The sequence below is a fragment of the Nocardioides sp. BGA-UO-ETr-FS32 genome, assembly GCF_059567905.1.
This window is the reverse complement of record NZ_JCAQOX010000017.1, coordinates 187,079-211,592: the sequence shown is the minus strand read 5'-3', so window position 1 is coordinate 211,592 and position 24,514 is coordinate 187,079. Positions and strand designations below refer to the sequence as shown.

General features: G+C 71.4%; 23 protein-coding genes. 20 read left to right on the top strand and 3 right to left on the bottom strand.

From position 1 onward, the window contains the following. Positions 1-45 precede the first annotated feature (45 nt). From AC57BS_RS21210 to AC57BS_RS21185, 6 genes are read left to right on the top strand one after another with little or no spacing between them, the layout of a single operon-like run. Complete coding sequence (locus AC57BS_RS21210; RefSeq protein WP_496413436.1) at positions 46-852, top strand: SDR family NAD(P)-dependent oxidoreductase; 807 nt, start codon at positions 46-48, stop codon at positions 850-852. Then, on the top strand, positions 849-2,300 hold the full coding sequence (locus AC57BS_RS21205; protein ID WP_496413435.1) for an NAD-dependent succinate-semialdehyde dehydrogenase: 1,452 nt from the start codon (positions 849-851) through the stop codon (positions 2,298-2,300). The genes AC57BS_RS21210 and AC57BS_RS21205 overlap by 4 nt, the downstream gene beginning before the upstream one ends. Further along, positions 2,297-3,184: an NAD(P)-dependent oxidoreductase gene (locus tag AC57BS_RS21200; RefSeq protein WP_496413434.1), complete on the top strand. Its 888-nt coding sequence runs from the start codon at positions 2,297-2,299 to the stop codon at positions 3,182-3,184. Before AC57BS_RS21205 ends, AC57BS_RS21200 begins: the two co-directional genes overlap by 4 nt. Beyond that, complete coding sequence (locus tag AC57BS_RS21195; RefSeq protein ID WP_496413433.1) at positions 3,181-3,897, top strand: SDR family NAD(P)-dependent oxidoreductase; 717 nt, start codon at positions 3,181-3,183, stop codon at positions 3,895-3,897. Before AC57BS_RS21200 ends, AC57BS_RS21195 begins: the two co-directional genes overlap by 4 nt. Positions 3,898-3,928: 31 nt before the next feature. Beyond that, a complete protein-coding gene (locus tag AC57BS_RS21190; protein ID WP_496413432.1) occupies positions 3,929-4,726 on the top strand; it encodes an SDR family NAD(P)-dependent oxidoreductase in 798 nt (265 codons plus the stop codon). A 3-nt stretch (positions 4,727-4,729) separates the two neighbouring features. Next, positions 4,730-5,581, top strand: coding sequence for a sugar phosphate isomerase/epimerase family protein (locus AC57BS_RS21185; protein WP_496413431.1), 852 nt, complete (start codon positions 4,730-4,732; stop codon positions 5,579-5,581). On the opposite strand, the gene AC57BS_RS21180 is transcribed toward AC57BS_RS21185, so the two are convergent. Further along, positions 5,578-6,252: a GntR family transcriptional regulator gene (locus AC57BS_RS21180; protein ID WP_496413430.1), complete on the bottom strand. Its 675-nt coding sequence runs from the start codon at positions 6,250-6,252 to the stop codon at positions 5,578-5,580. The genes AC57BS_RS21185 and AC57BS_RS21180 overlap by 4 nt on opposite strands. 11 nt (positions 6,253-6,263) lie before the next feature. Further along, positions 6,264-6,776, bottom strand: a complete 513-nt coding sequence (locus AC57BS_RS21175; RefSeq protein ID WP_496413429.1) for a VOC family protein — start codon at positions 6,774-6,776, stop codon at positions 6,264-6,266. A gap of 104 nt (positions 6,777-6,880) precedes the next feature. Between AC57BS_RS21175 and AC57BS_RS21170 the strand changes: the two genes are divergently transcribed. Genes AC57BS_RS21170 through AC57BS_RS21155 form a run of 4 tightly spaced genes read left to right on the top strand, consistent with a single transcriptional unit; the run spans position 6,881 to position 12,155 of the window. Then, positions 6,881-9,058, top strand: a complete 2,178-nt coding sequence (locus tag AC57BS_RS21170) for an alpha-ketoacid dehydrogenase subunit alpha/beta (protein ID WP_496413428.1) — start codon at positions 6,881-6,883, stop codon at positions 9,056-9,058. A gap of 36 nt (positions 9,059-9,094) precedes the next feature. After that, positions 9,095-10,357, top strand: a complete 1,263-nt coding sequence (locus tag AC57BS_RS21165; protein ID WP_496413427.1) for a dihydrolipoamide acetyltransferase family protein — start codon at positions 9,095-9,097, stop codon at positions 10,355-10,357. Continuing rightward, positions 10,350-11,108, top strand: coding sequence for a lipoate--protein ligase family protein (locus tag AC57BS_RS21160; protein WP_496413426.1), 759 nt, complete (start codon positions 10,350-10,352; stop codon positions 11,106-11,108). The genes AC57BS_RS21165 and AC57BS_RS21160 overlap by 8 nt, the downstream gene beginning before the upstream one ends. A 9-nt stretch (positions 11,109-11,117) precedes the next feature. Beyond that, complete coding sequence (locus tag AC57BS_RS21155; RefSeq protein ID WP_496413425.1) at positions 11,118-12,155, top strand: LacI family DNA-binding transcriptional regulator; 1,038 nt, start codon at positions 11,118-11,120, stop codon at positions 12,153-12,155. Here AC57BS_RS21155 and AC57BS_RS21150 read toward each other — a convergent pair. Further along, positions 12,140-12,820 carry a helix-turn-helix domain-containing protein gene (locus AC57BS_RS21150; protein WP_496413424.1) on the bottom strand — a complete coding sequence of 227 codons (681 nt, stop codon included), beginning with the start codon at positions 12,818-12,820 and terminating at the stop codon, positions 12,140-12,142. The genes AC57BS_RS21155 and AC57BS_RS21150 overlap by 16 nt on opposite strands. A 161-nt stretch (positions 12,821-12,981) precedes the next feature. Between AC57BS_RS21150 and AC57BS_RS21145 the strand changes: the two genes are divergently transcribed. The 10 genes from AC57BS_RS21145 to AC57BS_RS21100 all read left to right on the top strand — a co-directional run bounded on the left by AC57BS_RS21145 (position 12,982) and on the right by AC57BS_RS21100 (position 24,423). Beyond that, entirely contained in the window at positions 12,982-13,977 is a 996-nt protein-coding gene (locus AC57BS_RS21145; protein ID WP_496413423.1) for an ABC transporter substrate-binding protein, read from the top strand. A 71-nt stretch (positions 13,978-14,048) separates the two neighbouring features. Next, entirely contained in the window at positions 14,049-15,623 is a 1,575-nt protein-coding gene (locus AC57BS_RS21140) for a sugar ABC transporter ATP-binding protein (RefSeq protein WP_496413422.1), read from the top strand. Further along, positions 15,616-16,674 carry an ABC transporter permease gene (locus AC57BS_RS21135; protein ID WP_496413421.1) on the top strand — a complete coding sequence of 353 codons (1,059 nt, stop codon included), beginning with the start codon at positions 15,616-15,618 and terminating at the stop codon, positions 16,672-16,674. Before AC57BS_RS21140 ends, AC57BS_RS21135 begins: the two co-directional genes overlap by 8 nt. Further along, positions 16,671-17,672 carry a galactofuranose ABC transporter, permease protein YjfF gene (gene yjfF / locus AC57BS_RS21130; protein WP_496413420.1) on the top strand — a complete coding sequence of 334 codons (1,002 nt, stop codon included), beginning with the start codon at positions 16,671-16,673 and terminating at the stop codon, positions 17,670-17,672. The genes AC57BS_RS21135 and yjfF overlap by 4 nt, the downstream gene beginning before the upstream one ends. Then, positions 17,669-18,697, top strand: a complete 1,029-nt coding sequence (locus AC57BS_RS21125) for a LacI family DNA-binding transcriptional regulator (RefSeq protein ID WP_496413419.1) — start codon at positions 17,669-17,671, stop codon at positions 18,695-18,697. The genes yjfF and AC57BS_RS21125 overlap by 4 nt, the downstream gene beginning before the upstream one ends. After that, the gene (gene araB, locus AC57BS_RS21120) at positions 18,697-20,394 is read left to right on the top strand and encodes a ribulokinase (RefSeq protein WP_496413418.1); all 1,698 of its coding nucleotides are present in this window, start codon (positions 18,697-18,699) and stop codon (positions 20,392-20,394) included. Before AC57BS_RS21125 ends, araB begins: the two co-directional genes overlap by 1 nt. 1 nt (position 20,395) lies before the next feature. Beyond that, the gene (locus tag AC57BS_RS21115) at positions 20,396-21,073 is read left to right on the top strand and encodes an L-ribulose-5-phosphate 4-epimerase (protein ID WP_496413417.1); all 678 of its coding nucleotides are present in this window, start codon (positions 20,396-20,398) and stop codon (positions 21,071-21,073) included. 36 nt (positions 21,074-21,109) lie between these two features. Then, positions 21,110-22,627 carry an L-arabinose isomerase gene (araA, locus tag AC57BS_RS21110; RefSeq protein WP_496413416.1) on the top strand — a complete coding sequence of 506 codons (1,518 nt, stop codon included), beginning with the start codon at positions 21,110-21,112 and terminating at the stop codon, positions 22,625-22,627. Between the two features lie 10 nt (positions 22,628-22,637). Further along, positions 22,638-23,642 (top strand): aldo/keto reductase, encoded by a 1,005-nt coding sequence (locus tag AC57BS_RS21105; protein ID WP_496413415.1) that lies wholly within the window; start codon positions 22,638-22,640, stop codon positions 23,640-23,642. A gap of 46 nt (positions 23,643-23,688) precedes the next feature. Continuing rightward, positions 23,689-24,423 carry a TetR/AcrR family transcriptional regulator C-terminal domain-containing protein gene (locus tag AC57BS_RS21100; protein WP_496413414.1) on the top strand — a complete coding sequence of 245 codons (735 nt, stop codon included), beginning with the start codon at positions 23,689-23,691 and terminating at the stop codon, positions 24,421-24,423. Positions 24,424-24,514: the final 91 nt, after the last annotated feature.

Below are 24,514 nucleotides of genomic sequence, written 5' to 3'. Positions count from 1 at the left end.
TGCTGACCACCCCCATCGATCACCCACCACCGACAGGAGCCCCTCGTGGACACCACCCGACTCGCCGGCAAGAACATCCTCATCACCGGCGCCGCCCAGGGCATGGGCGCCGCCGTCGCCCTCGACTACGCCGCCCAGGGCGCCAACGTCTGCCTCGGTGACGTGAACGTCGAGGGCGTCGAGAAGGTCGCTGGCGAGATCAACTCCGCGGGGAACGGCAAGGCGACACACATCAAGCTTGACGTCACCAGCGAGGAGGACGCCGCCGCGGCCGTCGCCCACACGGTGAAGTCGTTCGGCAGCATCAACGTGCTGCTCAACAATGCCGGCATCAACAATCCGCTGTTCTTCCTCGACATCACCCGTGAGAACTACGAGAAGATCATGGGCGTCAACACATGGGGGACCCTCAACTGCATGCAGGCCGCAGCCCGCCAGATGAAGGCGCAGGGCAAGCAGCACTTCCCGTACAAGATCATCAACGTCGGCTCCATCCTGTCGCGGGAGACCTTTGACGACGTCGTGGTCTACGGCGCGTCGAAGCACGCAGTGCTCGCCCTCATCAAGGGCGGGGCGAAGTCGCTCTGGGAGTACGGAATCACCGTCAACGGCTACGGACCGGGGGTCGTACGCACCGAGATGTGGGAGCAGCTCGACCGTGAGCTCGTGGAGATCGGCAAGTTCGACAAGATCGGCGAGTCCATGGACTCCCTCGCCGAGAACATGATCCTCATGAAGCGCTACTCCTACCCCGAGGACGTTGTCGGCACCGCCGCCTTCCTCGCCAGCCCGGACAGCGACTACATGACCGGCCAGCTCCTGATGATCGACGGCGGGATCGTGATCCAGTGACCCAGCTGCAGGACTCGTTCCTGGCCGAGGTCCCCACCGGGCTGCTCATCGACGGGGAGTGGGTCTCCACCGACCGCACGCTCGAGGTGGACGACCCGGCCACGGGGAGCCCGCTCGCCCGGGTCTCGGACGCCACCGTCCCCGAGGCCCTCGAGGCCGTCGCGTCCGCCCACCGGGCGTTCGGACCGTGGGCCGCCACCGCGCCCCGGTTCCGGGCCGAGGTGCTGCGTCGCGCCTACGAGATCATGTCGGCCGAGCTCGAGCAGTGTGCCCGCCTCATCGTGCTCGAGAACGGCAAGGCGTGGAGCGACGCGATGGGGGAGGCGACGTACGCCGCCGAGTTCTTCCGCTGGTTCAGCGAGGAGGCCTCCCGGGTGCCCGGTGACTTCCGGCTGGCACCCAACGGCGACAAGACGATCATCGTCGACCACCAGCCGATGGGCGTCGCCTACATGATCACGCCGTGGAACTTCCCCGCTGCCATGGCGACCCGCAAGCTCGCACCCGCCCTCGCGGCGGGGTGCACCGCGGTGCTCAAGCCCGCAGCGGAGACGCCGCTCACGGCGCTGTGGGTGGCCGAGGTCCTGCGTCGAGCGGGTGTGCCGGCCGGGGTGGTCAACGTCATCACCACGTCCGAGCCGGGACCCGTGTCCGAGGCGGTCCTCGCGGACCGGCGTACGGCGACCCTGTCCTTCACGGGATCGACCCCGATCGGCAAGCTGTTGCTCGCGCAGACCGCCACCCGCGCCCTGCCCTCGTCGATGGAGCTCGGCGGCAACGCGCCCCTGCTCGTGCTCGAGGGGGCCGACGTCGACAAGGCCGTCGACGGCGCGATGGTCGCCAAGATGCGCAACGGCGGGTCCGCCTGCACGGCCGCCAACCGCTTCTACGTCCACGAGTCGCTGGCCACGGAGTTCACCGACTCCTTCGAGCGGGCACTCGGTGCGTTGCGCATCGGCAGCGGCCTGAACCCGGCCAACGACCTCGGCGCGCTCGTCAGCACCAGGGAGCGTGACAAGGTCCTCGGTCTCATCGAGAAGGCGGCCGAGGAGGGCGGCCGCCCCGGCGCCGTGTCCGAGGCGCCCGCGACAGGTGCCTTCATCTCCCCCTACGTGGTGCGCGACGTCGTCCACGGCCAGACCCTGACCAGGGAGGAGATCTTCGGTCCGGTCGCCCCGATCGTGACGGTCGAGAGCACCGACCAGGCGGTGGAGATGGCCAACGACACCGACTTCGGGCTCATCTCCTACGTCTTCGCCGCCGACGCGGGTGAGGGCATCCGGGTGGCGAGGCGGTTGGAGAGCGGCATGGTCGCCATCAACCGCGGCGTCGCCTCCGACCCCGCCGCGCCGTTCGGGGGGATGAAGGAGTCCGGCCTCGGTCGCGAGGGCGGGTTCGCCGGCATCCACGAGTTCCTGGAGACCAAGTACCTGGCGGTCGACCTGTGAGCACTATCGCGTTCCTCGGCCTCGGGCGCATGGGCGCCCCGATGGCTGCCAACCTGCTGGCCGCCGGGCACGACGTCACCGTCTGGAACCGGTCGCGCGACGTCGCCGAGGCGTTCGTCCGCGACCATGGTGGTGCTGTCGCCGACACCCCCGCCGAGGCGGCCGGCGCGGCGGACTTCGTCGTGTCGATGCTGGCCAACGACGAGGTGGTGACCGCCGTGCACACCGGGCCAGACGGCACGCTCGGGGCCGTGCGCCCCTCCGCGGTCGTCCTGGACATGAGCACGGTCACCACGACCACGTCCGCACTGCTGGCCGCGGCCGTGCGGGAGGCCGGCGCTTCGTTCCTCGACGCACCCGTCTCGGGCAGCGTCGCTGCGGCCAGCGCCGGGGAGCTCACCCTCATGGTGGGCGGCGACCCGGCCACGTTCGCTGCCGCAAAGCCCGTGCTCGAGGCGCTCGGCACGCCGGTGCACCTCGGCGCGAACGGTGCCGGCGCAGCCATGAAGCTGGCCGTCAACACGGTCGTCCATGGCCTCAACGGGGCCTTGAGCGAGGCCTTGGTCCTCGCGGAACGCAGCGGCATCGCGCGCGAGCTGGCCTACGACGTCTTCGCCCGCAGCGCGGTCGCCGCACCCTTCGTCCACTACCGGCGCGACGCCTTCGAGCGCCCGGACGTTGTGCCGGTCGCGTTCCGGCTCGAGCTCGCCGCGAAGGACCTCACGTACGCCCTCCGGCTCGCCGCCGACGTCGGCGCCCGGCTCCCGCAGAGCGAGCGGTCGCTGGCCGTCCTGGAGGAAGCTGTCGCGGCGGGGTACGCCGACCACGACGAGAGCGCCGTCGCGCAACACCTTCGGACCGAGGCAGAGGAGACCACCCGATGACCGCCACCCGCTTCCGCGGCAGGACCTGCATCGTGACCGGGGCCGCGCAGGGCATCGGCCTCGAGACCGTCCGCCGCCTCGCCGTTGAGGGCGGCACCGTGCTCGGCGTCGACCTCAACGAGCCGTCGGAGCAGGTCGCCGGCGTCACCTCCGTCCACGGCGACGTGACCGACCCGGACAGCTGGGCGGCGGTCGTCGCCCGGGCCGGGCAGGTCGACGTGCTGGTCAACAACGCCGGGACGGTCGGCGCCTACGAGACCATCACCGACATCGATCTCGAGGCCTGGGACCGGGTCATCCGGCTCAACCAGACCAGCGTGCTCCACGGCATGAGGGCCGTCCTGCCCGGCATGGTCGCGCAGGGCTCCGGCGCGATCGTCAACGTCTCCTCGATGTGGGGCATCGTCGGCACCAGCGGTGTCGCGGCCTACCAGGCCTCCAAGGGCGCGGTCACGATGATGACGCGCAACGCCGCGGCGACGTACGCCGCCCAGGGCGTCCGCGTGAACTCCGTCCACCCCGGCTTCATCTGGACGCCGATGACCGTCGCCCAGGACAGCGACATCTCCCAGGGCCTCATCGACGACACCCCCATGGCGCGTGCGGGGGAGGCCTCCGAGGTCGCCGCCGCCATCGCCTTCCTCGCCTCCGACGACGCGTCCTTCGTGACGGGCACCCAGATGCTCGTCGACGGCGGCTACACCACCATCTGATCTGCACCGGACCACCAGGAGAGACACAGCCATGACCGAACTGCAGGACCTGCCCCTCCTCGAGGACCAGGTGGCCATCGTCACCGGCTCCGCCCAGGGCATCGGCGAGGGGATCGCCAGATCCCTCGGCCGCTTCGGGGCGCAGGTCGTCATCGCCGACATCGACGAGGCCAAGGCCCAGGAGACGGCCGCCAGGCTCGTCTCCGAAGGCATCCGCGCCATCGGCGTCGGTCACGACGTCACCAGCGCCGACTCCAGCGATGCGCTCGCCGCGCACGTGAAGGCCGAGCTCGGCAGCATCGACGTCCTGGTGAACAACGCCGGCCTGTCCGGCCGGACGCCCATCGTCGAGATGTCCGACCGCACCTGGGACTCCATGATCGCGGTGAACCTCACCGGCGTGCAGCGGACCACCCGAGCGGTCGCCCGCGTCATGAAGGAGCAGGGGAGCGGCAGCATCATCAGCATCTCCTCGGTCGCCGGGCGCCAGGGCAAGGCCAACATGACCCACTACTCGGCCACCAAGTTCGCCGTCATCGGCTTCACGCAGGCGCTCGCGCTCGAGCTGGGCCCCACCGGCATCCGTGTCAACGCCGTGTGCCCGGGCATGGTCCGTACGGCGATGTGGGAGGACGAGCTCGCCGAGATCTCCGAGGCGCAGGGCATCAGCACCGAGGAGGCCTGGCAGGGCGTCCTGGACCAGATCCCGCTGGGTCGGCCGCAGACGCCCGAGGACATCGGCACCGCCGCGGCGTTCCTCGCCTCCCCGCTCGCCCACAACATCACCGGACAGGCGCTCAACGTCTGCGGTGGGTTCGCGCTCAACTGAGTCATGCGTCCTGAGATCGTCGCCGCCTGCTGGACCACTGCGGGCGACGCGGCCCCGTTGCCGGGGCTCGAGGTGAGCCCGGTGCCGCTCGAGGAGCGGGTCCGGCTCGCGGCCCGGGCCGGCTTCGCGGGGGTGGGGATCGTGCACCACGACCTGGTCCCCTACCTGGCCGGCGGGCGATCCCTGGCGGACCTGCGTCGGGTCGTCGACGACGCGGGGCTGCGCTACGTCGAGCTCGAGTTCCTCACCGACTGGTGGCTCCCGGACGACGAGCGGGCCGAATCGGACGCGACGATGCGGCTGCTCCTGGACGCCGCCGAGCAGCTCGGTGCCTACGAGCTCAAGGTCGGCCCGGCGCTGGACGGATCCGCGTACGACCTCGACCGCTACGCCGAGCACCTGCACCGGGTGGCCACGGCCTTCGCCACGACCGGGACGGTCGTGAGCCTGGAGTTCATGCCGTTCGCCAACATCTCCACCCTGGCGAGCGCCCTGGACCTCGTGGAGCGGGCCGACCATCCCAACGCCGGGCTCATGCTCGACCTCTGGCACCTGGTGCGCAGCTCCACGACGATGGAGGAGGTCGCCCGGGTGCCGCTCCACCGCATCAGTGCGGTCGAGCTGAACGACGGTCCCGCCCGGGCCCACGGCGACGGCTACGAGGACACCGTGCTGCGCCGGGCGCTCTGCGGGGAGGGCGACTTCCCGGTCGCGGAGTTCATCGACACCCTCAGGTCGATGGGCTGGGAGGGGCCGTGGGGCCTCGAGATCCTCAGCGAGTCCTACCGCAGACGGCCGGTGGAGGCTGCGGTGCGGGACGCGTACGCCACGACCGCGCGCTACCTGGAGGCCTAGGGGATCGCCGTCGAGGCGGTGAAGACCTCAGGGTGCCGCATCAGCTCGGTGCGGGTGCGCTGGATGTGGAGCGCCAGGACACGGCTCGCGGTGCCCTCGTCGCGGGCGGCGATCGCGTCCACGAGAAGGCGGTGCTCCGCATTGACCGCCCAGGCGCCCCGAGCCCCCATCAGCCGCGCGAACTCCCGCCGGTAGTGCTGGGTGGTGTCCCAGAGCCGCTCGACCATGGCGGCGAGCTGCGGCGTGCGGTGCCCGGCGTACGTCCGCCAGTGGAGCTCGCGGTCCAGGACCATGAACGTCTCCAGGTCGTCGTTGGCCTCGATGCGTGCCTGCAGGTCGCGCAGCTCGGCGACGTCCTCCTCGCCGAGGCGGGGCATGCTGTCGGCGAGCAGGAGCGGCTCGATGCGCTCGCGGATCTGATAGCTCATCGTCAGGTCGTGCAGGTCCATCTGCCCGACCCAGGCGCCGGAGTTGGAGCGCACCTCGACCAGGCCGCGGGTCTCCAGGATGCGCAGCGCCTCACGCACCGGGATCCGGCTGGTGTCGAGCTCCTCGGCGAGCTCGTCCTGCTTGATGCGGGTGCCGGGACGCAGCCGCCCCGACAGGATGCGCTCGCGCAGCACCTCGGCGACCCGCTGGCTGGCGACCCGGGAGCCGGCGGTCTCGGTCATCGATGCTCCTCTCAGGCGAATGCCGACGGGTCGCGGTCGTACGCCTTGCCGTCGGGGTAGCAGACTAGTTCGAACTGCATGCCCCACGGGCTGAGGAAGTAGACCCAGCGCTGGCCCTCGCTCGGCCCGCGGCTCGTGGTCGGGTCGCCGAGGACGCGGATCCCGGCGTCGCGGAGGGCCGCGACGGACGCGTCGAGGTCGTCGACGTAGACCGCGACGTGGTGACCCCCGACGTCGCTGTTGCGCGGCGGGATGGGCCTCTGCCCGGCGGCGGCGTACTGGAACACCTCGAAGATGGCTTGTCCCCCGAGCCGGTAGAAGTGCAGGCGCTCCATGACGGCGCGCTCGTCGACGTCGAGGTGCTCGCGCATCCACGGTCCGTCGTCGTCGCGGTAGGGGCCGAGCCGGTACAGGTACTCGCACCCCAGGACCCCCACGAAGAACTCGTGCGCCTCCGCGAGGTCCGGGACCGTGATCCCGATGTGGTCGACCCTCGTGACGGAGAGGACAGGTGTGACGCGCATCTCGTGAACTCCTTGCAATGTATCCATTCAGTGCCGTACGGTCAGTCTGTACCGCTTCGCAGTGGTGCGCAACCGTCTTCAATGGATCAATCGTCGGAGGACCAATGACGAAGCGACACGAGCTCACGCCGGCGGCGCCCTGGGTGGAGCTGACCGTCGACCAGGACGACTGGGCCGCGGCGGACCCCCAGGTCCTCCTCCAGCTCCTGGGGCGCGCGCAATGGATCCGATCCTTCGAGGAGTACGTCCTCGAGCTGGCCAACCAGGGCCTGATCCACGGCCCCGCCCACTCGAGCGTGGGCCAGGAGGGCGGAGCGGTCGGGTCGGTGCTGCCGCTGCGCTCCGACGACTTCGTCAACGGCTCGCACCGCGGTCACCACCAGTTCCTCGCGAAGGCCTTCGGCCACGTGCTCGAGCCGAAGTCCGCCGGCCTGCCGGAGATCACCACCGAGGTCCGCGAGGTCCTGCACAAGACGCTGGCCGAGATCTGCGGACTGGCCGACGGCTACTGCCGCGGGCGCGGCGGCTCGATGCACCTGCAGTGGCGCGAGGCCGGCGCGATGGGCACCAACGCCATCGTCGGCGGTGGCGTGCCGCAGGCCGCCGGCTTCGCGTGGAACATGCTGCACTCGGGCAGCGACGCGGTGTCGGTGACCTACTTCGGCGACGGTGCCGTCAACATCGGGTCCGTCCTCGAGACCTTCAACCTCGCCGCAGCGTGGAAGCTCCCGGTGATGTTCTTCATCGAGAACAACCAGTACGCCGTCTCGACCCACGTCGCCAAGGCGACCGGCGAGCCCCGCCTCTCCGGTCGTGGCGCGGGCTTCGGCATCCCCAGCTGGCGCGTGGACGGCATGGACGCCCTCGCCGTCCACACAGCGATGACCGAGGCGGTCGACCACATGCGCGCCGGCAAGGGGCCCACGATCCTGGAGGCCGACCTCTACCGCTTCTTCCACCAGAACGGCGCCTTCCCGGGCTCCGCCTTCGGCTACCGCGACAAGGAGGAGGAGGCGTCCTGGCGGGCGCGTGACCCGATCGCCCAGCTCCGCCGCCAGGTCCTCGCGCGCGAGCTCGCCACCGAGGCCGACATCGACGCGATGACCGACGCGATCGACACGACCATGCAGGAGATCGGCGACCAGCTCCTCGAGCCCGTCCCCGGGGGCAAGCCCAAGGAGCGTCGCATCATCGGATCGCTCTGGCCCGACACCGACTTCGTCGACGTCGGCGTGCGCGGTGATCTCTCCGAGCTCGAGGGCAGCCGCTTCGAGGACGAGGACACCTTCGGCGGCGAGCTCGCGCAGCGTCGCTTCATCGACGTCGTGAGCGACGTGATGGCGCGGCGCATGGAGACCGACGAGCGCATCGTCGTCATGGGCGAGGACGTCGACGGCCTCAAGGGCGGCACCAACGGCGCCACCAAGAAGCCGCTCGCGCTCTTCCCCGACCGCGTCCTCGGCACACCGATCAGCGAGAACGCCTTCGCCGGCCTCGGTGGCGGCATGGCCCTCGACGGTCGCTTCCGCCCCGTCGTGGAGTTCATGTACGCCGACTTCATGTGGGTCGCCGCCGACCAGCTCTTCAACCAGGTCGCCAAGGCCCGCCACATGTTCGGGGGCGAGTCGGCCGTGCCGTTCGTGCTGCGCAGCAAGCTCGCGGCCGGCACCGGCTACGGATCCCAGCACTCGATGGACCCGGCCGGCATCCTCACCACCGCGCCCGGCCTGCGCGTGGTCGCGCCGTCCACGCCCTTCGACTACGTCGGCCTCATGAACACCGCCCTCACCTGCGACGACCCGGTGGTCGTGCTGGAGCACGTCGACCTCTACACGTCGACCGGCCCCGGTCCGGTCGACGACCTCGACTACCTGCTGCCGGTCGGCAAGGCCGCCGTACGCCGCACGGGCGACGACCTGACGGTCATCTCCTACCTCACCATGGTCAACCACTGCCTCGAGGCCCTCGACCAGGTCGACGTCTCCGCCGACCTCATCGACCTACGCTGGCTCGACCGCGCCTCACTCGACTGGGAGACGATCGAGGCCAGCGTCCGCAAGACCAACCAGGTCCTGATCGTCGAGCAGGGCGCCGTCGGCACGTCGTACGGCGGCTGGCTCGCCGACGAGATCCAGCGCCGCCTCTTCGACTGGCTCGACGCCCCCGTCGAGCGCGTCACCGGCGCCGAGGCCTCCCCGAGCATCAGCAAGGTGCTCGAGCGCGCCGCCATCGCCAAGACAGACGAGGTCGTCGACGCGCTCAGGCGCATCGCGCAGGCCTGACCACCTCATTCACGCCCCCTCCCGAAGGACACACCCATGCCGGAGCTCCTGCTGGTCCCCGAGGTCGCCGCTGGCGCGACCGAGGTCGTCATCGCCGACTGGCTCGTCCAGCCCGGCACCGACTACACCACCGGTGACCCCATCGCGGTCATCGAGACCGAGAAGGCCGTGGTCGAGATGGAGGCGCCGCAGGGCGGCACGCTCCTCAAGGCCCTGGTCGAACCCGGCACCACGATCGAGGTGGGCCTGCCGATGGCACTGGTCGGCTCGTCCTCCGACGTCGGCACCGACCTCGACGCCGCGCTCGTGGAGCTCGGCTACGGCGCTGCGCCCGCCGCTGCGCCTGTCGCTTCGCCTGTCGACGCCCCTGAGGTTGCGCCTGCTGTCGCGCCCGCACCGGCCACTCGGGTCTTCGCCAGCCCCCTCGCACGCAAGCTGCTCCGCGAGGCCGGCCTCTCCACCGACGGACTCGTCGGCACGGGGCCGAGAGGCCGCATCCGCAAGCGGGACGTCGAGGGCCTCATCGCCGCCAGCCGCGCCACGGAGGTGCCGGCCGCGGAGCCCGCGCCCGCCCCGACCGACGCCCCGACCGACGGCCCGACCGACGGCCCGACCGACGGCCCGTGGACCGACGTTCCGCACAGCCGGCTCCGCCGGGCGATCGCCCGACGCCTCACCGAGAGCAAGCAGGACGTCCCGCACTTCTACGTCAGGCGAAGCGTCACCCTCGATCCGCTGCTGGAGCTGCGCGCGCAGCTGGTCGAGTCCACGGGGACCAAGGTCTCGGTCAACGACTTCCTCATCCGCGCGATCGCCGCAGCCCACCAGCAGGTCCCCGACGCCAACGTGATCTGGACCGACGAGGCGATCCGCCGCTTCGACCACGTGGACATCTCGGTCGCCATCGCCTCCGAGCGGGGCCTGGTGACGCCGGTGCTCCGCCAGGTGGAGACCAGCTCCCTCTCCGCGATCTCGCGGCAGGTCAAGGCGTTCGCCGAGCAGGCCAACGCAGGGACGCTGCAGCAGCGCGACCTCGAGGGCGGCTCGATCACCATCTCCAACCTCGGCATGTACGGCGTGGACGAGTTCTCCGCGATCATCAACCCGCCGCAGTCCGCCATCCTCGCCGTCGGGGCAGGTCGTCCCACGGCCGTCGTGGAGGACGGCCAGGTCGTGGTCCGCACGGTCGCGGAGCTCGTGCTCTCGGCGGACCACCGCGCCATCGACGGAGCCCTCGCCGCACAATGGATGAGTGCCCTCGTCGAGGCCCTCCACCACCCCCTGTCCCTGCTTGTCTGAGCCGCTGCACGTCGGGCGCCTCGGGCGCACCGAGGCCGACGAGCTGGCCATCACCCACGCGCTCCTGCGACAGGCCTCGGCGGGCGAGCTGCTCGCCGCGCACCGGGTCTACAGCCCCGCCGCCGCCACCGTGGTGTTCGGGCGCCGGGACACCAGGCTCCCCGGCTTCGCGGCGGCCGTCGCCGCGGCGCGCGACCACGGCTTCGACACGGCGGTGCGCGTCGTGGGCGGTCGCGCCGTGGCCTACACGCCACGATCGGTCGTGGTGGACCACGTCCGGCGCGAGGTGGGGCCGGGTGACCGGATGCAGCACCGCTTCGAGGCGTACGGACGGCGCTGTGCCGCCGGCCTCGCCGGGCTGGGCGTCGACGCCCGGGTCGGTCCTGTGCCGGGCGAGTACTGCCCCGGCGAGCACAGCGTCAACGCACGCGGCGTGGCGAAGCTCGTCGGCACCGCCCAGCGCGTGGTCCGCGACGCCTGGCTGTTCAGCGCGCTGGCGGTGGTCGACGACCTCGAGGCGGTCCGCGCCGTGCTCACCGACGTGTACGCGCGACTCGAGCTGCCGTACGACCCGGCGTCCGTCGGCTCCCTCGTGGCCGAGCAGGACTCGATCACGTCGTGGCAGGCAGGTGAGGTCCTGCTCGCCGCAGGCGGGGCCGCCGCGTCGACCCCCACCGCCGTGGACCCGAGCACCCTCGACCTGGCGGCCGGGCTGGTGCGTGACCACGTCACCGACGGTCCTCCACCCTAGGATGCGCGCATGGGGGACAACGGCAGCCGGCGAGGAGCAGGGAGGTCGCCGAGCATGGCGCAGGTCGCCGCGCTCGCGGGCGTCTCGCACCAGACCGTGTCGCGCGTGCTCAACGACGCCTCGCTGGTCAAGGAGGAGACGCGGCTGCGCGTGCTCGCCGCGATCGAGGAGCTCGGCTACCGCCGCAACTTCGCCGCGCGGCTCCTCGCCACCAACCGCTCGCGCCGCATCGGCATGGTCACTGCGCACCTCGGGCTGCACGGGCCGAGCATGATCGCGCTGGGCGTGCAGGAGGCGGGCTACGCCGAGGGCTACGACGTGTCGCTCGTCGGGCTCCCGGAGTTCTCCGCCGAGATGCTCGACAACGCCGTCGAGCGCCTGCTCGACCAAGCCGTCGAGGCGATCGTCGTCGCGGTGGCCCATCGCGAGGCCGCCGAGATGACGCAGTCCCTGCAGCTGTCGATCCCCATCGTCACGGTGCAGGGCGTCGTGGCCGGGACGCCCCTCTCCGCGGGCATCGACCAGCAGGCGGGCGCCGAGCTCGCCGTCGGTCACCTGCTCGACCTCGGCCACCGCCACGTCGCCCACGTCGCCGGTCCGGCCGACTGGGTGGAGGCCGAGCAGCGCCGTGCCGGCTGGCGCCGGGCACACGAGGAGCGCGGGCTGCTGCCGGGTCCCGAGCTCGAGGGCGACTGGTCGCCGGCGAGCGGGCACCGCGCGGGGCTCCTCATCGCCGACGACCCCGACGTCACGGCGGTCTTCGCCGGCAACGACCCGATGGCCCTCGGCCTCCTCAACGCCCTCCACGAGCGCGGCCGGCGGGTGCCCGACGACGTCAGTGTCGTGGGCTTCGACGACGTGCCGGAGTCGGCGTACTACTGGCCGGCGCTCACCACTGTGTCGCAGGACTTCGCCGAGCTCGGCCGCCGCGCGCTGAGCCTGGCGCTCGCCGCCGTGCGCGGTGAGGACGAGGCCACCCTCGACCCCATCGTGCCGACGCTCACGGTGCGCCGGTCGACCGCCGCCCCCGCTCAGCCGCCCGGGTAGGCCGCCCGCAGCGACCCGGCCGGCAGGCCGTGAAGGCGCTCCAGCCGCTCGAGCGACCGCCCGCTCGGCACCCCGCGCCCGTTCTCCCAGCCGCGGACCGTGGTGCGGTGCAGGCCGCACCGCCGCGCGACCTCCGCCTGGGTCAGGCCGTTCCAGCCGCGCAGCGTTGCCAGCACCTCGGGCAGGTCGCCGGCGCGCCACCGCGCCGGGTCGAGCAGGCGCGGTGCGGGCACCCCGGCGAGGGCGGCCACCCGCGCGACCGGCACGCCGTACGCCCGCGCGAGCCGGCGTACGGCCCACAGCGGCGGCACCTGCCCGCGCTCCCACGCGCCGAGCCGCTGCCGGGTGGTGCCGATCCGGCGGGCGACGGCCTCCTGCGACAACCCCGTACGCCGCCGCAGCCGCCGCAGCGGCGGCAGCGGTCCGCGCGCGCCGGGCGGAGGAGACGAGCGCAGGACCGGGACGAGCGCGGTCGGCGACGCGCCGAGCAGCGACGCCAGCCCGGGCAGGTGGTCGCCGGGGATCCGGGCGCGGCCGGACTCCCAGTTGTAGACCGTCGACTCGCGCACGCCGAGGTGCTGCGCGATCCGCCGGACCGGCAGCCCGGCACCGCGCCGCAGCGGGCGCAGGCCGTGGCCGCGCACGCCCGGGAGGAGGGTGTCCATCACGGCTCCTGCCTCGTGCCCGTTCCGGGTGAACGTTCACATCCGGTGTGAGAGATTCTGCTGGGAAGGCTTGACGCGCGGAATGTTAGCGCTCACACTCATGGCACGTGACACCGGTCACACGGGCGAGACAGCCCCTTTGATGTGGAGGAAAGACAGTGGTGAAGAAGACCCTGGTCGCTGCAACGGCGATCTCTCTGAGCACCTTCGCTCTCACCAGCTGCGGCAGCAGCAACGCCGAGTCGGGCTCCGGCGGCAACGACGACGGCACGATCACGATGGGCTTCGCGCAGGTCGGCGCGGAGAGCGGCTGGCGCACGGCCAACACGAAGTCCATCCAGGAGACGGCTGAGGCCGAGGGCATCGACCTCAAGTTCACCGACGCCCAGGGCAAGCAGGAGAACCAGATCCAGGCGATCCGCTCCTACATCCAGCAGAAGGTCGACGTCATCGCCTTCAGCCCGGTGGTGGAGACCGGCTTCGACGCCGTCCTCCAGGAGGCCAAGGCGGCCGGCATCCCGGTCATCCTCACCGACCGCGCGGTCGACGTGGAGGACACCTCCCTCTACGAGACCTTCCTCGGCTCCGACTTCGTCCTCGAGGGCGAGAAGGCCGGCGAGTGGCTCGTCGAGAACGCAAAGGAGGCCGACGTCGACGGCGACGGCACCGTCAACGTCGTCCAGCTCGAGGGCACCACCGGTGCCGCTCCCGCGATCGACCGCGCCGAGGGCTTCGCCGAGAAGATCGCGGCCGACGACAGCATCGAGGTCACCGCGTCCCAGACCGGCGACTTCACCCGTGACGGCGGCAAGCAGGTGATGGAGTCCTTCCTGCAGTCCGACGACTCGATCGACGTCGTCTTCGCCCACAACGACGACATGGGCCTGGGCGCCATCGAGGCGATCGAGGCTGCCGGCCTCGAGCCCGGCAAGGACATCCAGATCATCACGATCGACGCGGTCAAGGACGGCATGCAGGCCCTGGCCGACGGCAAGATCAACTACATCGTCGAGTGCAACCCGCTGCTCGGTCCCCAGCTGATGGACCTGGCCAAGAAGGTCCTCGACGGCGAGGAGGTCCCCGAGCGCGTCGTGACCGAGGAGACCACCTTCACCCAGGAGCAGGCTGCTGAGGTCCTGCCCGAGCGGCAGTACTGATCCCAGCCCACGGATCAGCCGCACCCCCGGGCCGCACCCCGGGGGTGCGGCGTCAGCCAGAGAGGAACGAGATGACCCAGATGAGGACGCAGCCGGAGACCGTCGCCCCGTCCGAGGCGGAGGCGCTGCCGGTGATCGAGATGCGCGACATCTCCATCACCTTCGGAGCCGTCCGCGCCCTCGACGGCGTCTCGGTGCGGCTGTTCCCCGGCGAGGTGCACGCCTTGATGGGCGAGAACGGCGCCGGCAAGTCCACCCTCATCAAGGCACTCACCGGCGTCTACACGATCGACTCGGGTGTCATCACGATCGGCGGCGAGCAGCACGAGTTCCACTCCCCGGCCGCCTCGCAGGCCGCCGGCATCAGCACCGTCTACCAGGAGGTCAACCTGGTCCCGAACCTGACGGTCGCCGAGAACATGCTGCTCGGCCGCGAGCCGCGCCGGTTCGGCTCGATCAACGTGCGCGAGATGAACCGGCGCGCCCGTCGCACCCTCCTCCACCTCGGCATCGACATCGACCCCCGCACGGTCCTCGACGAGCACCCGATCGCGGTGCAGCAGCTCGTCGCCATCGCGCGCGCCGTGGACGTCGAGGCCAAGGTGCTGATCCTCGACGAGCCCACCTCGAGCCTCGACGCCGACGAGGTGGAGAAGCTCTTCACCGTCATGCGTCGCCTGCGCGACGAGGGCGTGGCGATCGTCTTCGTGTCCCACTTCCTCGACCAGATCTACGAGATCGCCGACCGGATGACCATCCTGCGCAACGGAAAGCTGGTCGAGGAGCGGAAGGTCGCCGACACCACCCAGCTCGAGCTCGTACGCCTCATGATCGGCCGCGAGCTCGAGGTGCTCGACCGCCTCGACCGGGCGGCGGGGCAGACCGCCACCGGGTCCGGGACCCCGCTGCTCACGGCGGTCGGCCTCGGCCGCAAGAACACCCTCGAGGCCACCGACCTCGAGCTCTTCGAGGGCGAGGTCGTCGGCATCGCCGGCCTCCTCGGCTCCGGCCGCACCGAGCTGGCCCGCCTGCTCTTCGGTGCCGACACCGCCGACAGCGGGGAGCTCGCGGTCCGGTCGCACCGCCGCAAGCTGCGCAGCCCGCGCCACGCGATCGACCGCCACATCGCGTTCTCCAGCGAGGACCGCAAGGCCGAGGGCGTCGTCGGCGACCTCACCGTCGCCGACAACATGCTGCTCGCGCTGCAGGCCTCGCGCGGCTGGCTGCGCCCGATCCCGCAGGCGACCCGCGCGCGGCTGGTCAAGGACTACATCGAGGCCCTCGACATCCGGCCCGCAGACCCGAGTGCGCTCATGCGCAACCTGTCCGGCGGCAACCAGCAGAAGGTGCTGCTCGCGCGGTGGCTGATCACCGAGCCGGAGATCCTCATCCTCGACGAGCCCACCCGCGGCATCGACATCGGCGCCAAGGCCCAGATCCAGGCCAAGGTCGCCGAGCTCGCGGCGCAGGGCCTCTCGGTCGTGTTCATCTCCGCCGAGCTCGAGGAGGTGCTGCGCCTCAGCGACCGGCTGGTCGTGATGCGCGACCGCCGCAAGATCCACGAGCAGACCAACGACGACGTCAGCGTCCGCGACGTCCTCGAGATCATCGCGGGCGAGGCCCGGGAGGGAGAGACCCGTGCCTGAGAACCCGACCCTCGCCCAGCGCGTGCTGCGCCACCAGCTCCTGTGGCCCGTCCTCGCGCTGCTGGTGCTGCTCGCGGTCAACGTCATCGCCAAGCCGTCGTTCCTCGACGTGCGCATGCAGGACGGCCACCTCTACGGCAACGTCATCGACATCATGCGCAACAGCGCGCCGGTGATGCTGGTCGCGCTCGGCATGACGCTGGTCATCGCCACCCGGGGCATCGACCTCTCCGTGGGCGCGATCGCCGCGATCGCCGCAGCGGTCGCCTGCACCCGGATCATCGGCGCCGGCGACGAGGCCGCGCTGAGCACCGCCGTGATGGCCATGACCTACGCGGTCGTGGTGTGCATCGTCCTCGGCGCCTGGAACGGCCTGCTCGTCTCCGTCCTCGGGATCCAGCCGATCATCGCGACGCTGATCCTCATGGTCGCCGGGCGCGGCATCTCGATGGCGATCACCGACGGCCAGATCACGACCGTCAACAACCCGTGGTTCAGCGACCTCGCCTCCGGCTTCGTGCTGACGCTGCCCCTGGCCTTCCTCGTCGCGGTCGGGATGCTGGTCTTCACCGCCCTGCTCACCCGGCGCACGGCCCTGGGCATGCTCATCGAGGCGGTCGGCATCAACCCGGAGGCCAGCCGCCTCGCCGGCGTCCGGGCACGCACCATCATCTGGACCGTCTACGGCTTCTCCGGGCTGTGCGCCGGGCTCGCCGGCCTGGTGATCGCGGCCAACACCAACTCCGTCAACGCCAACAGCCTCGGCCTCTGGATCGAGCTCGACGCGATCCTCGCGGTGGTCATCGGCGGCACCTCCCTGATGGGTGGCCGGTTCTCGCTGGCCGGCACGTTCATCGGGGCGCTGTTCATCGCCACGCTGGCCCGCACCATCCCCAACATCGGGATCCCCTCGGAGGTCAACTACCTCTTCAAGGCGGTCGTCGTGATCGCCGTGTGCCTCCTCCAGTCGCCGAAGGCGCGCGCCCTGCTGCGCGTACGCCGGCCGGGCGCCCCGACTCCCGTCCTCGCGAAGGCAGGTCCCGCAGCATGAGCGCCATCACCGTCCCCACCGCCTCCACCTGGGACCGGGTCCGGACCTACCGTCCGCCCAACCGCTACCTGCCGATCATCGCGACGGCGGCCCTGTTCGTCGGCCTCTTCGGGGTGGGTGGGATCCGCTACGACGGCCTCACCGACCCGCAGGTCCTGCTCAGCCTGCTGATCGACAACAGCTTCCTCATCGTGCTCGGCGTCGGGATGACCTTCGTCATCCTCACCGGCGGCATCGACCTCTCGGTCGGCTCGGTGGTGGCGCTGTCGACGATGATCGCCGCCAAGACGCTCCAGGTCGGCTGGCCGCCGTACGCCTCGATCGCCGCGGTGCTCGCCACCGGCACGCTGCTCGGCCTGCTGATGGGCCTGCTCATCCACTACTTCGACATCCAGCCGTTCATCGCGACGCTCGCCGGGCTGTTCCTCGCGCGCGGCCTCACCTACCTGATCAGCGTCGAGTCGATCTCGATCAAGGACCCGACCTTCACCGAGATGGCGTTCCGGACGATCTACATCGGGGACTACTACGTGCGCTGGTCGACGGTCGTCGCGCTGCTCACGGTCGTGGTCGCGGCGTACGTCCTGGCGCGCACCCGCTTCGGCCGCACGGTCTACGCCATCGGCGGCAACGAGAGCTCGGCGATGCTGATGGGCCTGCGGGTCGCGGCGACCAAGGTCGGCGTCTACGTCATCAGCGGCTTCTGCGCCGCGCTGGCCGGGCTGCTGTTCTCCCTCTACATCCTCTCCGGCAACAGCCTGCACGCGATCGGCATGGAGCTCGACGCCATCGCCGCGGTCGTCATCGGCGGCACGTTGCTCACCGGCGGTCGCGGCTACGTCCTCGGCTCGCTGCTCGGCGTGCTGGTGCTCGGCATCATCAAGACCCTCATCTCCTTCGACGGCACGCTGAGCTCCTACTGGATCCGCATCATCACCGGCGTGCTGCTCCTGGCCTTCGTCATCGTGCAGCGCTTCGCCACCAGGCGACGCGCATGATCGAGGCCGAGCCCGGCGTCCGGCGGACGCCCGTCATGGCCGACGTCGCGCGGCTGGCCGGGGTGTCGCACCAGACCGTCTCCCGGGTCATCAACGGGCAGAACAACCTGCGCCCCGCCACCCGCGAGAAGGTCGAGGAGGCGATCCGCCAGCTCGGCTACCGCCCCAACACCGCGGCCCGCGCGCTGGTCACCCGCAAGTCGGCGACCATCGGCGTGATCGGCTCCAAGAGCGGCTACTGGGGACCGTCGACGGTGCACCGCACCATCCAGGCGGCCGGTCGCGACGCGGGCTACTTCGTCAGCTCGGTCAACCTCCAGAGCATGACGCGCGAGGAGCTCGTCGACGCCATCGACCACCTGCGCAACCAGGGCGTCGAGGGCATCGTGCTCATCCACGCGACCAACGACGCGGTCGAGGTCGCGCGGGCGCAGGAGCAGTGGGGCGTCCCGGTGATCGTCGTCGAGGGCGACCCCGCCAACGCCCGCTGGACCGTCGGCGTCGACCAGGTCGCCGGCGCCGAGCTCGGCACGCGCCACCTGATCGAGCTCGGCCACACCGACATCGTCCACCTCGCCGGTCCGCAGGAGTGGACCGAGGCGCGGGCCCGCCTGCGCGGCTGGCAGGACGCGATGTACGCCGCGGGGCTGCGGCCCTCGCAGCACGTGACCGGCGACTGGTCGGCCGCCAGCGGCTTCGAGCTCGGCCGCGGGATCGCGGAGCGCGAGGACGTCACGGCCGTCTTCTGCGCCAACGACCAGATGGCACTGGGCCTGCTGCGCGCGCTCAGCGAGGCCGGCCGCGCGGTGCCGACCGGCCCCCGCGGCGTCAGCGTCGTCGGCTTCGACGACATCCCCGAGGCGGCGTACCTGATCCCGCCGCTGACCACGGTCCGCCAGGACTTCGAGGCCGTCGGGCGTCGCGCGATCGAGATCCTGCGCGCCGCCCTGGCCGGCGAGGCCGGCCCCGACCGACTCATCAAGCCCGAGCTGGTCGTCCGAGCCAGCACCGAGAGGACCTCCTGATGTCATCTGAGCAGTACGTCGTCGGCGTCGACTACGGCACGCTCTCCGGCCGCGCGGTCGTCGTACGCGTCTCCGACGGCGCCGAGCTCGGCACCGGCGTGCACCCCTACCCGCACGCGGTGCTCGAGCGGTCGCTGCCCGCGCACCTCGCGGGCACCGAGCGGCCGCTGCCGCCGGAGTGGGCGCTGCAGGTGCCCGAGGACTACCGCGAGGTGCTGCGCGTCGCCGTCCCCGCCGCGGTCGAGGCCGCCGGCATCGACCCCGCGCAGGTCGTCGGCATCGCCACCGACTTCACCGCCTGCACGATGGTGCCGACGCTCGCCGACGGCACCCCGCTCAACGAGGTCGACGGCCTCGCCGGCCGGCCCCACGCCTACGTCAAGCTCTGGAAGCACCACGCCGCCCAGGGCCAGGCCGACCGCATCAACCAGCTCGCGCGCGACCGCGCCGAGCCGTGGCTGCCGCGCTACGGCGGGCTGATCTCCTCGGAGTGGGAGTTCGCCAAGGGGCTCCAGCTCTTCGAGGAGGACCTCGACCTCTACGACCGGATGGACCACTGGGTCGAGGCGGCCGACTGGATCGTGTGGCAGCTGTGCGGGACCTACGTCCGCAACGCGTGCACGGCCGGCTACAAAGGCATTCGTCAGGACGGGGCGTACCCGTCGCCGGAGTTCCTCACCGCGCTCTCGCCCGGCTTCGGGGACTTCGTCACCGACAAGCTCGAGCACCGCATCGGCGCGCTCGGCGAGAAGGCCGGGACGCTCACCGCCGAGGCGGCCGCCTGGACCGGTCTCCCCGAGGGCATCGCGGTCGCGGTCGGCAACGTCGACGCCCACGTCACCGCCCCCGCCGCGCAGGCCGTGGGGTCGGGCCAGATGGTCGCGATCATGGGCACCTCTACGTGCCACGTGATGAACGCCGAGGTGCTGCGCGAGGTGCCGGGCATGTGCGGCGTCGTCGACGGCGGCATCGTCGACGGGCTCTGGGGCTACGAGGCCGGGCAGAGCGGGGTGGGCGACATCTTCGGCTGGTTCGTCGAGCACGGGGTGCCCGCCTCCTACGCCGAGGCCGCGGCCGCCGCGGGGGAGTCGGTGCACGAGCACCTGACCCGCCTCGCCGCGCAGCAGGAGGTCGGCGAGCACGGCCTCGTCGCGCTCGACTGGCACTCCGGCAACCGGTCGGTGCTCGTCGACCACGAGCTCTCCGGGCTCGTCGTCGGGCAGACGCTGGCGACCCGCGCCGAGGACGTCTACCGCGCGCTGCTCGAGGCCACCGCCTTCGGCACCCGGGTCATCGTCGAGACCTTCCGCGACAGCGGGGTACCGGTGGAGGAGTTCATCGTCGCCGGCGGGCTCCAGAAGAACGCGCTGCTGATGCAGGTCTACGCCGACGTCACCCGGCTGCCGCTGTCGGTCATCGACTCCGAGCAGGGCCCCGCGCTCGGCTCCGCGATCCACGCCGCGGTGGCCGCCGGGGCGTACGACGACGTGCCCGCCGCCGCCAAGCAGATGGGCAAGGTGCGCCGCCACGTCTTCGTGCCCGACGAGGCGCGCGCCGCGGCGTACGACCCGCTGTTCGAGCAGTACGTCGCGCTCCACGACCACTTCGGCCGCGCCACGACGACCATGCGGCGGCTCAAGGCGATCCGCCGCGACGCCGTCGCCCGCCGCTCGTACGCCACTGACGGGGAGGCCTGACATGACCGTCGTCGCCGACGTGACCGACACGATCCGCGCGCTGCGCCAGGAGGTGTGCGGGCTCCACGAGCAGCTCACCCGCTACCAGCTCGTCGTGTGGACCGCGGGCAACGTCTCGGCCCGGGTGCCGGGCCACGACCTGCTCGTGATCAAGCCCAGCGGGGTGTCCTACGACGACCTCACGCCCGACAACATGGTCGTCTGCGACCTGCGGGGCCGCGTGGTCGAGGGCGAGCACGCCCCCTCCTCCGACACCGAGGCGCAGGCCTACGTCTACCGCCACATGCCCGAGGTCGGCGGCGTGGTGCACACCCACTCGACGTACGCCACGGCGTGGGCCGCGCGCGCCGAGCCGGTGCCGTGCGTGCTCACGATGGGAGCCGACGAGTTCGGCGGGGAGATCCCGGTCGGGCCGTTCGCGATCATCGGCGACGACTCGATCGGCCGCGGGATCGTCGAGACCCTGCGCGACAGCCGGTCGCCGGCGGTGCTGATGCAGAACCACGGCGTCTTCTCGATCGGCCCGACCGCCCGTGCGGCGGTGAAGGCGGCCGTGATGTGCGAGGACGTCGCCCGCACCGTGCACATCGCCCGCCAGCTCGGCGATCCCGTCGCCATCGGGCAGCACCACGTCGACGCGCTCTTCGATCGCTACCAGAACGTCTACGGCCAGCGCTGATCCGCGCGACCACCCATCCAACGGAGGAACACCCGCATGAGCATGACGTCCGCCCCCACCCCCGAGGTCTGGTTCCTCACCGGCAGCCAGGGCCTCTACGGTCCGGAGACCCTGGACCAGGTGGCGTCGCAGTCGCAGGCCATCGCCGGCCGCCTCGGCGACGCGAGCGTGACGGGGCTCCCGGTCACGGTGGTCTGGAAGCCGGTGCTGCTCGACGCGGCGTCGATCCACCGGCAGATGCTCGACGCCAACTCCGACCCCGCGTGCGTCGGCGTGATCGCGTGGATGCACACCTTCTCCCCGGCGAAGATGTGGATCGCCGGGCTCGACGCGCTGCGCAAGCCCCTGCTGCACCTGCACACGCAGGCCGGCATGGAGCTGCCGTGGTCGACGATCGACATGGACTTCATGAACCTCAACCAGGCCGCGCACGGCGACCGGGAGTTCGGCTACATCCAGTCGCGCCTCGGCGTCGCCCGCAAGACCGTCGCCGGCCACGTCGACTCGCCGGTCGTCGCGGAGCGCGTGGCGCTGTGGGCGCGCGCGGCGCTGGGCCGTCACGAGCTGTCGCACCTCAAGCTCGCCCGCTTCGGCGACAACATGCGGGACGTCGCGGTCACCGAGGGAGACAAGGTCGAGGCGCAGCTCCGCTTCGGCGTCTCGGTCAACACCTTCGGCGTGAACGACCTCGTCGCGGTCGTCGACGAGGTGGCCGACGCCGACATCGACAAGCTGGTGCAGGAGTACGCCGACACGTACGCCGTGGCGGCCGAGCTGCTGCCCGGCGCGGAGCGGGAGGACTCGCTGCGCTACGGCGCGCGGATCGAGCTCGGCCTGCGCGAGTTCCTCACCGCGGGCGGCTTCGGCGCCTTCACGACGAACTTCGAGGACCTCGGCGGCCTGCGCCAGCTGCCCGGTCTCGCGGTCCAGCGGCTGATGGCCGACGGCTACGGCTTCGGCGGCGAGGGCGACTGGAAGACGTCGGTGCTGCTGCGGGCCACCAAGACGATGGCCGCGGGGCTGCCCGGTGGCACCTCGTTCATGGAGGACTACACCTACCACCTGGTCCCCGGGCAGGAGAAGATCCTCGGCGCGCACATGCTCGAGGTCTGCCCGACCATCACGACCAGGCAGCCGTCGCTCGAGGTGCACCCGCTGTCGATCGGTGGCCGCGAGGACCCCGTACGCCTCCGCTTCACCGCCGACCCGGGCCGCGCCGTGGTGGCCGGCCTGTCCGACCTGGGCGACCGCTTCCGCCTGACGGTCAACGACATCGACGTGGTCGAGCCCGACGCCGACCTCCCGAACCTCCCGGTGGCGTGCGCGGTGTGGGAGCCGCGCCCGTCGCTGGCGACCTCGGCCGAGGCGTGGCTGATGGCCGGCGCCCCGCACCACACCGTGCTGTCCAAGGCGGTCGGCGTGGAGGTCTTCGAGGACTTCGCCGAGATGACCGGTGTCGAGCTGGTCGTCATCGACGACGACACCACCCCGCGCACCTTCAAGCGCGAGCTGCGGTGGAACGCCGCCTACCACCGGCTTGCCGAGGGCCTGTAGGACTGAGGTCATGTCGCAGATGGAGCACCGCACCCTCGGAAGGACCGGCCGCGAGGTCTCGGTCGTCGGCCTCGGCACCTGGCAGCTCGGCGCCGACTGGGGCGACGTCAGCGAGGCGGACGCCCTCGCGGTCCTGGAGGCGTCGGCGGAGGCCGGCGTGACGTTCTACGACACCGCCGACGTCTACGGCGACGGCCGCAGCGAGCAGCTGGTCGGCCGCTTCGTCGCGGAGCACCCGGACGCCGGCTTCACCGTCGCCACCAAGATGGGCCGGCGGATGGACCAGGTGCCGGCCAGCTACGTCGAGTCGAACTTCCGCCAGTGGCTCGACCGTTCGCGGAAGAACCTCGGGGTCGACACGATCGACCTGGTGCAGCTGCACTGCCCGCCGAGCGAGGTCATCGACGACGACGCGACGTACGACGTGCTCGACCGCCTCGTCGACGACCGCGTGATCGCGGCGTACGGCGTCAGCGTCGAGACCTGCGCCCAGGCGCTGAGCGCGATCGCCCGGCCCCACGTCGCCAGCATCCAGATCATCCTCAACGCCTTCCGGATGAAGCCGCTCGACGAGGTGCTCCCCGCGGCCCGGGCCGCTGGGGTCGGCATCATCGCGCGCGTGCCGCTGGCCTCGGGCCTGCTGTCCGGGAAGTACGACCTCGACACGACCTTCGCCGAGGACGACCACCGGACCTACAACCGCGACGGCAGTGCCTTCGACGTCGGCGAGACCTTCTCCGGTGTCGACTACGCGACGGGTGTCGAGGCGGCGCGGGAGTTCTCCTCCCTGGTGTCGTCGTCGGGGCTCCCCGACATCACGCCCGCCCAGGCCGCGATCGCGTGGATCTGGCAGCAGCCGGGGGTCTCGACGGTGATCCCGGGTGCTCGGAACGTGTCCCAGGCCGAGGCCAACGCTGCCGCTGGGCTGGCCGGCGAGCTGCCTTCCTCGTTCCTCGATGGCGTGCGCGACCTGTACGACCGGCGGATCCGGGAGCAGGTCCACGCTCGCTGGTGAGCCCGCCCGGAGGCCCCGTTAGGCTGAGTGGGCGAGGTGAGACGAGATGAGCCAGGACTACCCGGACGCCGACCGCGCTGCGGTCGATGACGAGCCGCCCCCATCCAGCCGAGTGCCTCTGAGCCGGCAGCGCATCGTCGAGGCTGCCGTCGAGTTCATCGACACCAACGGGCTGCCAGGCCTGACGATGCGACGTCTGGGCGAGCAGCTGGGCGTCGAGGCCATGGCCCTCTACCGCTACATCCCCAGCAAGGAGGAGCTGCTCGACGCGGTCGTGGAGTCACTCGTCGCGCAGGTCCGGGGGGACGAGGTGGTCCTCGACACGCCTCGCGACGGCTGGCAGGACTTCCTGCAACGACTGGCCCACGGAGTGCGGCGCATGGCGCTCACGCACCCCAAGGCCTTCCCGCTGGTGGCCTCGCGTCCCCCCGAGGCGCCGTGGCTCAGGCCGCCCCTGCGCAGCCTCGACTGGGTCGAGACCTTCCTCGCCGGTCTGCTGGAGGAGGGGTTCACCGACGAGGCCGCGGTCGAGGGCTACCGGGCCTACACCAGCTTCCTCCTCGGGCACCTGCTCCTCGAGGTCTCCGCGCACGGCGCCGACATCGGACCGCTGGACGTCCTCGACGACCAGACCGGGGCGCCCGCCACGTCGCCGTACCCGACGGTGTCCCGGCTGCGCGGACCGCTGTCGGAGGACCGGTCCGCCGTGGAGTTCGAGGAGGCGCTCGAGGCGCTCCTGGACCGTCTGACCATCACCCGCAACGAGCACCTCGCAAACTGACCGGCCCCTCCTCAGGGGTGTCCCCTGCCGATCCGCGTCGTATGGCGCCTTCGGACCTGGGTACGGCTTACATCGTAAACCGATACCCACG